Consider the following 13801-nt stretch of genomic DNA (forward strand, 5'->3'; position numbering starts at 1 on the left):
GCCTAGGTAGTGTAAGTTAGGATTTTTTTATTTTTTGTTAAAGTAGCTTCTACCTTATATCCTTTAGGCGATCGCTTAAAGGGTAATCTCAGCTTTACCATAGCCCCTTCAAGTGCTACCTATGGAACTCGTGTTACAAGTTCTTGCTTTGGAACCAACTACCCAAGTTCTTGGCAAGGAACCAATTGTTTCCTTTGCTATTTTACTGCTGGTTATTTTAGTTGTACCCATCTTATTTGAACGGCTAAGACTACCAGGATTAGTGGGTTTGGTTTTCTCTGGGGTAGTACTTGGCCCTTCAGGTTGGAATTTATTCCAGTCCGACTCGCTAATGATTAATCTGCTATCTGAGATTGGGTTAGTTTACTTAATATTTGTAGCAGGGCTAGAAATTGATTTAGAACAGTTCCGCCGCAGGAAAGGTCGCTCCTTTGGGTTTGGCAGCTTTACCTTCTGTATACCTCTGGTGATAGGAACGTTAATTGGGCGGATTTTAGGTTTTGGCTGGAATACCTCAATATTAATTGGCTCTCTATTTGCTTCCTATACTCTTTTGGCATATCCAATTATTAGCCGCTTGGGAGTGGGAAACAACGAAGCTGTCACAATCACAATGGGAGCCACGATTTTTACAGATGTGGGTGCAGTGCTGATATTAGGCATTTGTGTAGCTGTCGGTCATGCTAAAGTATTCAGCTTTGCTAATCTACTCACTTTGTCTGGTTGGTTAACTATTTACTCCGTTGCCGTTTTGGTGGGCTTTGATTGGATAGGCAAAGCATTTTTCCGGCGCTCAGGAGACGACGAGGGCAACAAGTTTCTGTTTGTGTTGCTTTCTGTGTTTCTTGCTGCTGTGGGCGCTCAACTAATTGGAGTAGACAAAATTGTTGGTGCTTTTTTAGCGGGTTTGGCGGTGAATGAAGCTGTGGGTGAAGGCCCAGTCAAAGAAAAGGTGGTATTTGTTGGTAGCGTCTTGTTCATTCCCATTTTCTTTGTTGACCTGGGCTTGCTGATTGATCTGCCCGCTTTTGTCAAAAGCATTGCTACCCTCAAGGTAACTCTGTTGATTATAGTTGGTTTAATTGCCAGTAAGTTTATCGCAGCTTTGTTGGCAAAACTGGTTTACCGCTATAACTGGCAGGAAATGCTAACAATGTGGTCGCTGTCAGTTCCTCAAGTTGCAACAACGTTAGCAGCAACGTTAGTGGGGTACCGGGCTGGGTTACTGCCACCAGAAGTCTTAAACAGCGTTATTGTCTTAATGTTAGTCACATCAACGTTGGGGCCATTAATTACTGGTCGAATAGCTATTGGTTTGACTTCCTCGACAGTCGATGAGTTAGTACCTACAACTTCATCTGACCTGAAAGCAGAGGAAATAAACATTGCCTTTACGATAGTGGTACCTATCTACAATCCTCAGACTCAACAGTATTTGATTGAAATGGCGGCATTATTGGCACGTCAAGTAAAGGGCAAAATTGTACCGTTAGCAGTTGCAACTGCGGCGGCTCACATGGATGCACCACAGTTAGAAGCGTCTCTGCAACGAAGTGAACGGTTACTCTCCAAAGCCACTGCCCAAAGCCGAGTATTGAATGTGGAAGCAGAACCAGTGCTGCGAATTGATGATGCTTTTGCTGAGGGAATTAGCAGAGTTGCTCGTGAACAAAAGGCTAATTTAATTGTTATGGGTTGGGGTAAACGTACTGGGTTGCGAGCGCGTTTATTTGGCAATGTGATTGATGGCGTTCTTTGGGCATCCCATTGTCCAGTAGCAGTCACGCGTCTAGTGGAATCACCGAAAAAAATTCAGCGCATTTTAGTGCCGATAGAAAACTTAATTACACCTGCATTACAGCCTGTACAATTTGCTCAGTTGCTGGCAGAAGCAAATCAAGCTCAAGTTACTGTGCTGAATGTGTGCGATCGCCGCACCAGTTCCAGTAAAATTGCTGCTAAGCGATCGCATCTATCCCTATTAGTGTCCAAGCTGGCTTTAGCAAATAGCCCAGAAATTCAAATCATTGCTCATGAAAATGTTGCTCAAGCAATTTTGCAGGCAGCACGACTATATGATTTAGTCGTTTTGCCTTTTATTCGTAATCGTACAAGCCCTGGAGGGTTAGCTATTAGCGATGTCACAACGCAGTTAGCTAGGCAACTTACCTGCTCAATTGTCATGCTTGGAGAACCACAACGCGCCCAAACAGTAGTTATGACAACTGGGGTTCATAGTACCACAGCTGCTGTATAAAAACGTAGAGAGGCAAGAGAAGCAAGGGAAGAATTTCTAACTCTTGACTTTCTTATTTTTGAATCTTAATAATCCTAAAAATACTTTACAACAGGTTTCAAGTTAGTAAAGCACACAAACTGTGTCTCAAAGCCAAGCAGAAAGCCTATTTTACTTCTGAATTTAGCAATTTTGACTTCAGAATTCTGCTACATCTTGTTGAAGATTTGATGAATTCTCAGTAAAAAACTGACAATTTTCAGACGATGTTTGTTATTTTGCTAATTGACTTGTTCATAAAGCGAGTAAAAACATAACAAAATTACAACTGTAAAAAAATTGGTAAATTTAAAAATACCTTTTTAATTAGCCCTACTATTTCTATATTTTTGCACCCAAGCTGGGTAATCTATAGAGTAAGCGTAATAGCTCCTGAAAATATCTGTAATTAACTAAGAAACTATGAGAATTTTGGTGACGGGCGGTGCTGGGTTTATTGGTTCCCATCTTATCGACCGACTTATAACCGATGGTCATGAAATAATATGTTTGGATAATTTCTACACAGGTCACAAACGCAACATACTCAAATGGCTGGATCATCCATACTTTGAACTCATCCGCCACGATATTACCGAACCAATTCGGCTAGAAGTTGACCAAATTTATCATTTGGCTTGTCCTGCATCTCCAGTACATTACCAGTACAACCCAGTTAAAACCGTTAAAACTAACGTGATGGGAACGCTGAATATGTTGGGGTTAGCTAAACGCGTTAAGGCTAGGTTTTTCTTGGCTTCTACGAGTGAAGTGTACGGTGATCCAGAAGTTCATCCTCAAGTTGAAGAGTATAGAGGTAGTGTCAATCCCATCGGTTTGCGTTCATGCTACGACGAAGGCAAACGAATTGCTGAGACTCTTTCCTTTGACTACTACAGACAAAATAAAGTTGAGATTCGAGTTGCAAGAATATTCAATACTTACGGCCCCAGGATGTTAGAAAATGATGGTCGGGTGGTAAGTAATTTTATAGTTCAAGCTTTGCAGGGAAATCCGTTAACCGTATACGGTGATGGTTCGCAAACTCGCAGTTTCTGCTATGTTTCCGACCTAGTGGAAGGATTTATCCGCTTGATGAATAGCGATTATGTTGGGCCAGTGAATCTGGGCAATCCTGGTGAATATACCATTTTAGAATTGGCACAAGCTGTGCAAAATATGGTAAACCCAAATGCAGATATTAAGTTTGAATCTTTACCTTCTGATGATCCGCGTCGTCGCCGTCCCGATATTACAAAGGCTAAAACCTTGTTAAATTGGGAACCTACCATTGCTCTGCAAGAGGGGTTAAAACTGACAGTAGAAGATTTTCGCGATCGCCTCAAAAATGATTGAGCCGCGCTCAATGCCGCTCTGAATTTTTGTGCAGGCTAACTTCATCCTCAGCCTATGCTGTAGTGGCAGGGTTTCCCGCATATTTGTAAGTGTCAAATTTGACAACTTCTTTTTAAAAATAACTAACCCCAAAGAAGCGAGGAGTTAAACGAAATGCGTGTTTGCGTGATTGGTACAGGTTACGTTGGTTTAGTCACAGGCGCTTGCTTGGCTCATATCGGACATGATGTAATTTGTGTAGACAATAACGAAGAAAAAGTCAAGTTAATGAAGTCTGGACAGTCGCCAATTTTCGAGCCAGGCCTCTCGGAAATTATGCAGTCTGCCATTCAATCTGGGAATATTCAGTTTACCTCAGATATAGCCGCAGGAGTTGGCCACGGAGAAATTCTATTTATCGCTGTGGGAACGCCACCTTTGCCTACTGGGGAAAGTGATACTCGTTATGTCGAAGCTGTGGCTCGTGGAATTGGGGCAAATTTAAACGGTGGTTATAAAGTCATCGTCAATAAGTCTACAGTACCGATTGGCTCAGGTGACTGGGTGCGGATGCTTGTTTTAGATGGAATCGCTGAACGTCAGAAAACACTTGTACCCGCCGGTGGGGGGTTAAGTGAAGATAAATTGCCGGAAGTTGTAGCCCAATTTGATGTGGTGAGCAATCCAGAGTTTTTGCGCGAAGGTTCAGCGGTGTATGACACCTTTAACCCTGATCGCATTGTACTAGGAGGCAATAGCCAAAGAGCGATCGCCCTAATGCAACAACTGTACGCCCCAATTGTGGAACGCAAGTTTGCAGAAAATCAATCTTTACCTCCTGTGCCAATTCTGGCAACAGACCTCAGTTCGGCAGAAATGATTAAGTACGCCGCTAACGCTTTTTTGGCGACTAAAATTAGTTTTATTAACGAAGTTGCTAATATTTGCGATCGCGTTGGTGCTGATGTCACCCAAGTAGCAAAAGGCATCGGTTTAGATTCGCGCATTGGTAATAAATTTTTACAAGCTGGTATTGGCTGGGGCGGTTCCTGTTTCCCCAAAGATGTCGCTGCCTTGATTCACACTGCTGATGATTATGGGTATGAAGCCCAGCTACTTAAATCTGCTGTGAGTGTTAACGAACGCCAACGCTTGATTGCTTTGGAAAAACTCCAACAAGTTCTAAAAATCCTCAAAGGCAAAACTGTTGGACTACTCGGTCTAACATTCAAGCCTGATACCGATGATTTGCGCGATGCTCCAGCACTTAACCTGATTGAACAACTGAACCGACTAGGAGCCAAAGTCAAAGCCTACGACCCAATTGTTTCCCAAACGGGTCTACGTCATGGGCTTTCTGGTGTATTAGTAGAAACCGATGCTGAAAGACTTGCTGATGGCTGCGATGCACTGGTACTCGTAACCGAATGGCAGCAGTTTAGCACTCTGGACTACGGTAAGATGGCGAAATTAATGAACCACCCCGTAATTATTGACGGTCGTAACTACCTCGACCCTGAAACAATGGTAAGGGCAGGATTCCAATACGTAGGCGTTGGAAGATAGAAAAGTAAGAATTAAAAATATTTTAATTCAACATTTAATAATTACAGTGCCGCTTAGATTGTTCTAGGCGGCATTTCATTTGTTTTAAACTTTACGCCTTTGTAACAGACGTTTTGCTTAACGTGGGCAACCCTCTGAAGTTATGATACCTGTGGCAAGCCGCTCCGACGCCAATTGGGAAACCCGCCCAAGGCGTTGGATCGACTTTTCGCTGCGGCAAGCTGCAAAACGTCTCTGGAGGAAATCTCAGATCAAACTTATCTCCGCATAGAAATATCGTGGTCTTTACGTGAGACTCTGACCTCAAGAACTGTGTGGAATACGCTCAATCTCCGCATATCCACTGAAAATCAACTTTTGACCTTCAGTTTCTAATCGGTTGAGCCGCATTTTTACTCCATCGAGGTCAAAGCGATCTAAATCGACCATATTATCTAAAATTTCTACCAGTGCCACACTCAAGGTCTGTGAAATTTCTTTTTGTGCTTCTGGCACAAGGTCAAGTTCAATTTTTGGATCTTTAAAGGAAATTCGCCGCCGCCTTTCAATGCCTATGGTTAAGATCATGCTCAGCGGCACAAGTTCGCCATTGTTTAAATCAGCCTTAGCAGAAATTCGCAAGCGAGTTTCGGGCAAGAGTTCCACCTGGACTTCCGTGAAGGAAACTGGTTTACCATCAGATAATGCCGTTAAGGCTGGCAAGGTGAGGTTAAGCAGGCGTTTTTTCACTAGATCCGCTTTAAAAGCATTATTGATGCCTGCTTCTGATAAGATTACTTGGGCGATCGCTTGAGTAGGTTGCTTGAGAGTGAGTTTGCCACTCAAAACCGAACCGAAGTCAATGGCAACTGCATCGGTCTCAAAAGACATCTCCTCTACTGCGAAATCTTTACGAATCACTAGGCCACGACCGCTCATTTTGAAGCTATCAATGCTGCCTTGCAACAGTTTGCTAGAGGGGTAGCAGCGCACAAAGACTTCTACTGACTCGCTTTGGGTAAACAGGTGGCGAATCGTTTGGCTAGCGACTGTGTTTAGCATCCGCTCTCCCCAGTCTGTGCCTTTAGGATCTGTTAAACCAGTAAGTCCGCCGAACATTTGGGTTTGGTCTCTAGAAGTTCTTTGTACTTTTGTAACAAAATGTGAACAATACAGCAAGTGTCTGAAGATTGGTTGTTCTGATGGGCAAGTGTAGGATGACTGATGGCAAGAAGTTAAATGTAACAAAATGTGAACAATACAGCAAGTGTCTGAAGATTGGTTGTTCTAATGGGCAAGTATAGGATGGCTGATGGCAAGAAGTTAAATGTAACGTATTTTATCATTTAGATTGACTAGTTTAAAACACTACACTGCTAATAGGGTTCACCTAGAACACAATTTACAAGCACCCTAACGACTGATCAGTTGATCAGGAAAAATAATCAAGCCTTGAGTGGCAATAAAGGCGATTTTTAAGCACTTTGAATTGTAGCGATCGCCAAGCGTTAACAGTGACTCATAGGTGGGAATACTTCAATTAAGTTATTAGTTTGATTCTCACCGTTGTTAAATATGACACAAATTTATCTTCTGGAACTTGCAAAACAGGTCGATACCAATGCAATTAATACTTTGGTAAGCCAATGGTTAAACTTACCTAACATTACGGCAAAAACAAGTCTAAAACAAGACTGTTTACAGATAATGCTGGAATCAGTCAATTTTTCAGAGCAAGAATCATTAATTCCACTAATTCATTACGGATTGATGATTTAGGTATTCAGTCTGTTAAAAAGGTAAAATTAAACGAGAAATTAGAAAGTGGAGCTGAACAAAGGAAGTGATTTGCTGATCAAATTTTTCATAGAGAGAGAGCAGCGATCGCAACCTCTAGGGCGCAGTGCGATCACCATTTCGCCTAACTGATAGAATTGTTTTTAAAATCTGTGTAAAGCTTTAAAAGCGCAGGTTTGCGAAAAAACATGACACAAGCCAACTCACCTCAAGCCATTGCAGTTTATATTCCCCCAACGCTAACACTGATAGTCAGCCACGAGCAGTTAGTTGAATTGGCGATCGCTAACCGAGATTTACAGCTAGAACGAACTGCTAGAGGAGAGTTGATTGTCATGGCTCCAACTGGAGGAATCACAGGAAATAGAAATTCAGATATCGAAGGACAACTTTGGTTGTGGAACCGTCAAACAAAACTAGGTCAGACATTTAATTCCTCGACTGGTTTTCATCTTCCCAACGGAGCTGATCGCTCTCCCGATGCAGCTTGGGTGCGTCAAGACAGATGGAACACACTCACCCCAGAACAGCAAGATGGTTTTGTCCCACTTTGCCCTGATTTTGTACTAAAACTGCGCTCTAAAAATGACAATATGAAACCCCTACGAGCCAAAATGATGGAATATATGGAAAATGGGGCTTGTTTGGGTTGGTTAATTGATCGGAAAAACAAAAAGGTAGAGATTTATCGGCAAGGTCAAGACGTAGAAGTTTTGGATAATCCGGTAACTTTGTCGGGTGAAAATGTCTTACCGGGATTTGTCCTGGATTTGACCGAGGTTTGGAAGTAATCGTCAACTTTATTCGATTTTGTAGGTTAACTAACTAAGGAATATCTGGATGAGTAAAGATGTGATGACTACTGTTAACCCGTGATAGAGAAAATCAAAATGCCTCAACTAAAGTAACCAGTTCATTAAACTGAATATTTTTATAACCAGAAAGAATTTTCTCTAGTAATTTGCGCTTTTTGGATATTTCTACACCCTATCATCCCAAAGCCAAAAGTGCGATCACTTCTCTCTACTCTTCCTTACAGTTAAAAATCTTTGACAAATTCTGTTAAGAAGCGGAAAGCTTTAAGAATATAGTTGGCGCAATCTTTAGGAGAGGTATTGTAGAACGATCGCCACGCACTAGCTTTATCTTCATCATAGCGATCGCCGCGTTCGGGATGATTTTCTAACCATGCTAATCGTACTGCATGACCGATTAATACATCCAATACAATATATTCTTCGATTTGCAAATTGGGGTTTTTCGCTGCGATTGCGGCTAATCCTGCCAATGCTTCAATATTAACTTGTCGGTACTCTGGAGCTTCAATTTTATTTAGCAGATGCTCTACTAACAGAGCAAAATTTCTTTCTCCCGCAGTCATTTCTGATAGCATTAACTCACTATCTAAACGATTGCGGCGCTCTAGTTTATCGCCAATTACTAGGCCTTTGCAATGTTGTAACAATACCCAAACTTGTTTGAAAAACTCTTTTGGTACACGGCCAGTTGCACCTTCTCCTTGACGAAACCGTCGCCAACCGCCAGGTGGAACTTCTATTTCTTCAGCGATCGCTGTTTGTACCACCCAAGCAATATCACTTTCTTTTTGCTTAACGTGTAGTGATTCCTGCTGGCGCAACAGATTACTCATGCCAGTGTAACCAGCTAACACTTGACGCAAGCGCATTTTTACCTCAAATGGTGAAAGTTGCATTAAGTAATCGTATGCTTCATCTTGAGTAACGTGTAATTCCTGAGCCAATTCGCTGGTAAGCAACAAAATCAGATAGCCAACTCTTAGCGTTAACAGTCCTTGAAACAGTTGAGGTTCCGCTCTGATTAAGATACCGAGATAGATAATAATTTCTTGTGTGAGGACGCGATCGCGTATATCTTCACGACAAAAATGGTTAATTTTATCGGCAATTTCATCGTGAGACGTGGGAACCGCGATCAGCGATGCTTCACTATAAGCTTTGCCCACAGCAATTTGCTTACCTCGCACTAAAATACTTGTTACTGCATCTGACAAACCTATATCAACCATTTGTCGTAACCCAGCAGCACGACGTACTACCGCCCAGAGGCCTAAATCCCCGGCTTTGGTATACACTTCGTCGAGTAAATCTGTTACAGTCACCGGATATCCTGGCCCGCCATATCCTGTATCAAATTGCAGTCCCTGCAAACGAGTTAAAGTCTGCAATAACTCAATTTGCTCGTAGATATTCTCTGATGCACGCAAACAAGAAAGCAATAGTCCCAAGTTGGTTTCAGACTCCATCTGAAATTCTTGGGTATGTCCTAAGCGCCAGTTTTTCTCAGGATGATAGGCTAGATAATAACAACGTAGTCCAGCATTTTTTACTGGTGCTAGAGAAAATTCTGCATCCTGGAGGAAATCAATTCTTTGGATACCAGCTGTCAGTATTAATTGATTTAGCCGTCCTAATTTCACCTGCACACCGTTACAAACACCATCTTTCAGTTCCTGCATCAGTTCTAATAACGTCTCAGAACCGATTTCTAACATGGTGTGTGTCAACATTAAAGTTAAAGTCGGACGTCCTAAATCGCTCCAGTATTTTTGAATATAAGCTAGTTCGCTTCTGATTTGATCCAGCAGAAAATGGTAATCAAGGGTTAAGTAAAACTGCTGCGAATCTAAAAATGATGGTAAAAATACAACTGTCTCACCTAGAATCCGAAAGATTCTAGAGGTTGTCAAACTCCGTAGCCGCCTCACTGGTCGACCAGTCAAACCTAGTTTGTCATTTCGCCCAATTTGGGTATAAATAGCTGAAAGTTCCCCAGCTTTTCTAACTTGAATCGGTTCTACTTGTTTAGGAGTTTGTGTCTCAATACCGTGAACTTCTAGTTTTTTTTGTAAATCTTCATCTTCTGCGAGTAAGGCAATTTGTACCAAAGCCTGACGCTGTTTTCCTACACACAAATGTCTTCCCAAGGGGTCGATATCACCAACTGCCACTAACCCTTCACTCAACATTTGACTAAGAATATACAAACTCTGCGCCCACACTAAGGGAATATTTTCATTAGGTAAACGTGGTTGAGTTTGGGGTGCTAACTTTTCTGCTTCTATGTTTTCGGCTGGCACATAATAAAGTTCTGGCAATAAACGTAAACTATTGCGTTCAACAAGTAATGGTTCTAAAAGTTCTTGGTATTTTGTAACCTGTTCTTGATTACCACGAAACAACCCATCTAAAACTAAATAAGTGAAAAATAACGGCCATTCGCATTCGATATGCTCAAATTGTTTAAGTTCCCACGGTTCGTAGTGTAAGCGATGGCTGTCTTCCAAAACGGTTTGGTGACCGTCGCGCAAAAAGCGTTTGCAGCCATATTTACCTGCAAGTTTGTTGATAATGTCGTTTAAAGTACGTTCCTGTAGTTGCAAATCTTCTACTGCAAAGGCAGGAAAACTAATGATACTCAGCAGCGCTGCATCAATTTCTTTGGAACCCGATTCTCTTGGCAATAGAGATTCTAGTGTAATCCGAGCGCGGGCAATTTCATCTGGTAGCACATGAATTACTGATGTTTGGCTACCATGCACGCCAAATAAATTTAGTCCGTTGATGGCTTCTAAAGCAGCCTTTGCCATCCCTACAGAACTGGCGTTTAATTCAGCATTTCCACGATTGATTTTATTCCCACGTTCCCAAATACCGTAATCTGGTGTACGGTAAGCTCGTCCAATATAGTAAACCAAATTTTGGACGAAGTTCACTTCATCAAGTGTGTAAATTATTGGCAATCCCGCAGCGGTCATTTGCGCCAACATTAATAAAAATATAGATGTAGCATCAAGTTGCAAATGCCCCCACTCATTATCACCAACAACAATGTCGCCGCTTGCAGTGTTGTATTTGGCGTGCAAACCATCCAATAGCGACTGAGTGTGTTTAAATGTCTCTACCTTATGAGCTTGCCGCATCATTGCAAAAAGCAACCCGCGCATTAGCTTGATAACGCTGTGTTCTAGTTCATAAGTATGTCCTTCGTGGTCGTCAATTTTGCGGTATGCAAGTGCTAAACCCCAAACTGCCAAAATGCTGTAAACGTTGTCTCGTACCCAAGCATCAGTATAATCACCGTGGGCAGTAATTGCCGTACTCGCAGGTAGTAATCCAGTAATCGGATTCTGGCGAGTCAGGATAATCGTCTTGATTTGCTGGTAGTAGTACTCTAGACGAGCTAGCAATTCGGTGGCTGTTTTCATGATTTGGTTTAAAGCAGCTTGCAGTATTCGACCCTGTGGCTGTGAGGCAAAGCTGGAATTGACAGTTAAGGGTGGGATGAGTTTCTTATTATCTCGTGTAAATCGGCATCTAGTTGCTGAATTTCAGTCAACCATAACTAAAATCCAAGATTTTTTCAAATCTTCATCACCACGCATACGAGTTTATACATATCTTTAAACTATTTTTGATAATTCTTAAGAAGGATCAACAATCATTCAAAAGAGGCAAGTTTAACTAAAAACAGATTGACTACATTATGAATATAAAAATTTGATAACGCTAGAAAAGGCAATAGCAAAGGGGATGAATTATGTCTCTGCGTTACAACGAAAATCATGCTCTTTTGGTAAAATTGGTATACTCCCAAGTTAAAGTTAATGGCAAAAACGAGTTAGTACCACTAGAGCTATATGCTGATGGTTCACTCAAGCGGTCTGTTGGATAAGTAAGTGTTAGGAATTAAGTTATTTATTCTTTGGCAATAAATACTGTTAATTACTGCTAATTAGACAGGCTTTTTGCATATTATCCCCCTTAATCTTTAGATCAGGGGGATAATATTAACTTAATTTTTACTTAGACTTATAATTGGTGATTAAGCTTAAATTCTAATTGACGTGTGTTTAGACATTGCTAGGTATAGACATCAGCTTCTAGGTGACGGCTAAAATCAGACTAGCGATCGCAAAGATAGTTATGACAGGCTTATTTGTTAGTTTATTCAACCATACAGAGACAAGAAACATCTGTCAACTTGACGATGAATAATTGCCCTTGTGCAGATGTCATTACCAAGATACTGGTTATTACTGATGTTGTAAAGACTTTAAATTTATAAACTTTGTCTGTATATTCGTTGATGAGCTTGAGATAAATAGTAGTAGTAGTAAAATCTACTCTAAGTTTTATAGAAAATATATAAAAAGCAAGGCAAAATGTTGCCCAATTGTGCAAAATCCTACTAATGGGGAATACTACTAATAAGTAGCTACCGAATAACACCATTCCGGGTTAATATTATTACTTAGCGATGTCTTAATTAAATATCGATATTGAGTTTTTGAGATTTTATGGACAAAAGTCCACAAGATGGCAGTATCAACCTCCTCTGAACTGGTGAGGCAGTCTCCCAGCGCGGGGGAGACATTAGGAGGTATTATGCTTACACAAGATATTCGTAATTCACTGATTGATGTTACAGATTTAAACCAGCTGAAATGGGATTTAAATCGCTTACAACCAGTGGATGTGGGGGAATATATTGCAGAATTGCCGAAAAAACAACGAGCGATCGCATTTCGTTTACTCAACAAATCTCAGGCAATTGATGTATTTGAATATCTGCCTACAGAGGTGCAAGAAGAACTGATTAATTCTCTGCATGATGTTGAGGTAGTACAACTTGTAGAAGCGATGAGTCCGGATGAACGGGCAGAATTGTTTGATGAACTACCAGCAGGGGTGATTAAACGGTTACTACAAGAACTGAGTCCCGAACAAAGGCAAGCAACAGCAACAATCCTTGGCTATCCAGAAGGTACTGCTGGGCGAGTGATGACAACAGAATATGTCCGGTTGCGGGAAGGATTGACTGTAGGCGAAGCCCTGAGCAAAATCCGCCGCCAGGACGAAGATAAAGAGACGATTTACTATGCTTACGTTACGGACGATAACCGTACGCTGGTCAGAGTTGTTTCATTGCGCCAGTTGCTGTTTACTTTTCCTGATGTCTTCATCCGAGATATTGCCAGCAATCGCGTCATTAAGGTGAAAACCGAAACCTCTCAAGAAGAAGTCGCCCAAATTATGAAGCGTTACGACTTGATCGCTATCCCTGTGGTAGATAGGGAAGACCGATTGGTCGGCATTGTCACGATTGACGATGTAATCGATATTTTAGAGGAGGAGGCCACAGAAGATATTCAAAAACTGGCAGGTGTGAGTGGCGATGAAGGTGCATTATCTCCTCCTTTACTCACCATGCGTAATCGCTTGCCTTGGCTGTTGGGAATCATGGCACTATATATTGGTGCTGCTAGTGCGATCGCACCTTTTCAATCTGTAATTTCTGCCGTGCCAGTTCTTGCAGTCATCATGCCAATTTTTTCTAATACTGGTGGTACTGTCGGTATCCAAGCATTAACAGTCACGATTAGAGGTTTAGGTGTAGGCGAAGTCACACCCAAAGATACCCTGAAAATTCTTCGTAAAGAACTTCTTGCCGGTTTAGGTACAGCAGTAGTTTTAGCCAGCACGATGATCTTGCTTTCCTTGATTTGGGCGCGTCCCCAAGAGCGATGGGTGGCTTTAATTGCCGGAATGGTAATGGCAACTAATACAATTGTGGCGGTGACACTCGGCACTTTACTGCCAATGGGGTTGAAACGATTGAAGCTCGATCCTGCTTTGGTTAGTGGGCCGTTAGTGACAACAATGCTTGATACAATTGGATTTTTAACATTCCTCACCCTAATTTCTCTGGCTTTAAAAGTTTTACATTTGCCAAGTTGAAAGGGATTAGTTATTGGGCATGGGGCATGGAAAATGGGGCATAGGACATTGGAAAACTCTTTCCTAGTCC

Annotated in this window: 9 protein-coding genes; 7 read left to right on the forward strand and 2 right to left on the reverse strand. The window is 41.6% G+C overall.

Going from position 1 to position 13801, the window contains the following annotated elements:
• Positions 1–121 precede the first annotated feature (121 nt).
• The 3 genes from WKK05_RS18815 (at position 122) to WKK05_RS18825 (ending at position 5176) form a co-directional block, all read left to right on the forward strand.
• Positions 122–2257, forward strand: a complete 2136-nt coding sequence (locus WKK05_RS18815) for a cation:proton antiporter (protein WP_341524633.1) — start codon at positions 122–124, stop codon at positions 2255–2257.
• A 441-nt stretch (positions 2258–2698) separates the two neighbouring features.
• Entirely contained in the window at positions 2699–3631 is a 933-nt protein-coding gene (locus WKK05_RS18820) for a UDP-glucuronic acid decarboxylase family protein (RefSeq protein ID WP_341524634.1), read from the forward strand.
• 153 nt (positions 3632–3784) lie between these two features.
• On the forward strand, positions 3785–5176 hold the full coding sequence (locus WKK05_RS18825; protein ID WP_341524635.1) for a UDP-glucose/GDP-mannose dehydrogenase family protein: 1392 nt from the start codon (positions 3785–3787) through the stop codon (positions 5174–5176).
• Positions 5177–5479: 303 nt separating this feature from the next.
• On the opposite strand, the gene WKK05_RS18830 is transcribed toward WKK05_RS18825, so the two are convergent.
• Positions 5480–6274, reverse strand: a complete 795-nt coding sequence (locus WKK05_RS18830) for a DUF2993 domain-containing protein (protein ID WP_341524636.1) — start codon at positions 6272–6274, stop codon at positions 5480–5482.
• An 866-nt stretch (positions 6275–7140) separates the two neighbouring features.
• Between WKK05_RS18830 and WKK05_RS18835 the strand changes: the two genes are divergently transcribed.
• Entirely contained in the window at positions 7141–7743 is a 603-nt protein-coding gene (locus tag WKK05_RS18835; protein WP_341524637.1) for a Uma2 family endonuclease, read from the forward strand.
• Positions 7744–7991: 248 nt separating this feature from the next.
• On the opposite strand, the gene WKK05_RS18840 is transcribed toward WKK05_RS18835, so the two are convergent.
• A complete protein-coding gene (locus WKK05_RS18840) occupies positions 7992–11198 on the reverse strand; it encodes a glycoside hydrolase family 15 protein (protein WP_341524638.1) in 3207 nt (1068 codons plus the stop codon).
• Between WKK05_RS18840 and WKK05_RS18845 the strand changes: the two genes are divergently transcribed.
• From WKK05_RS18845 to mgtE, 3 genes are all read left to right on the forward strand, one after another.
• Positions 11197–11397 (forward strand): hypothetical protein, encoded by a 201-nt coding sequence (locus WKK05_RS18845; protein ID WP_341524639.1) that lies wholly within the window; start codon positions 11197–11199, stop codon positions 11395–11397. The two genes, WKK05_RS18840 and WKK05_RS18845, sit on opposite strands and share 2 nt — an antisense overlap.
• Positions 11398–11530: 133 nt before the next feature.
• On the forward strand, positions 11531–11665 hold the full coding sequence (locus WKK05_RS18850) for a hypothetical protein (protein WP_341524640.1): 135 nt from the start codon (positions 11531–11533) through the stop codon (positions 11663–11665).
• Positions 11666–12378: 713 nt separating this feature from the next.
• The gene (gene mgtE / locus WKK05_RS18855; RefSeq protein ID WP_341531122.1) at positions 12379–13731 is read left to right on the forward strand and encodes a magnesium transporter; all 1353 of its coding nucleotides are present in this window, start codon (positions 12379–12381) and stop codon (positions 13729–13731) included.
• Positions 13732–13801 lie beyond the last annotated feature (70 nt).

The organism is Nostoc sp. UHCC 0302, from assembly GCF_038096175.1.
Classification (GTDB): Bacteria; Cyanobacteriota; Cyanobacteriia; order Cyanobacteriales; family Nostocaceae; genus UHCC-0302.

Excerpts from the sequence above, each read along its gene's own strand:
- WKK05_RS18815 (WP_341524633.1), top strand. The coding sequence starts at position 122 with ATGGAACTCGTGTTACAAGTTCTTGCTTTGGAACCAACTACCCAAGTT.
- WKK05_RS18820 (WP_341524634.1), top strand. The coding sequence starts at position 2,699 with ATGAGAATTTTGGTGACGGGCGGTGCTGGGTTTATTGGTTCCCATCTT.
- WKK05_RS18825 (WP_341524635.1), top strand. The coding sequence starts at position 3,785 with ATGCGTGTTTGCGTGATTGGTACAGGTTACGTTGGTTTAGTCACAGGC.
- WKK05_RS18830 (WP_341524636.1), bottom strand. The coding sequence starts at position 6,274 with ATGTTCGGCGGACTTACTGGTTTAACAGATCCTAAAGGCACAGACTGG.
- WKK05_RS18835 (WP_341524637.1), top strand. The coding sequence starts at position 7,141 with ATGACACAAGCCAACTCACCTCAAGCCATTGCAGTTTATATTCCCCCA.
- WKK05_RS18845 (WP_341524639.1), top strand. The coding sequence starts at position 11,197 with ATGATTTGGTTTAAAGCAGCTTGCAGTATTCGACCCTGTGGCTGTGAG.
- WKK05_RS18840 (WP_341524638.1), bottom strand. The coding sequence starts at position 11,198 with ATGAAAACAGCCACCGAATTGCTAGCTCGTCTAGAGTACTACTACCAG.
- WKK05_RS18850 (WP_341524640.1), top strand. The coding sequence starts at position 11,531 with ATGTCTCTGCGTTACAACGAAAATCATGCTCTTTTGGTAAAATTGGTA.
- mgtE (WP_341531122.1), top strand. The coding sequence starts at position 12,379 with ATGCTTACACAAGATATTCGTAATTCACTGATTGATGTTACAGATTTA.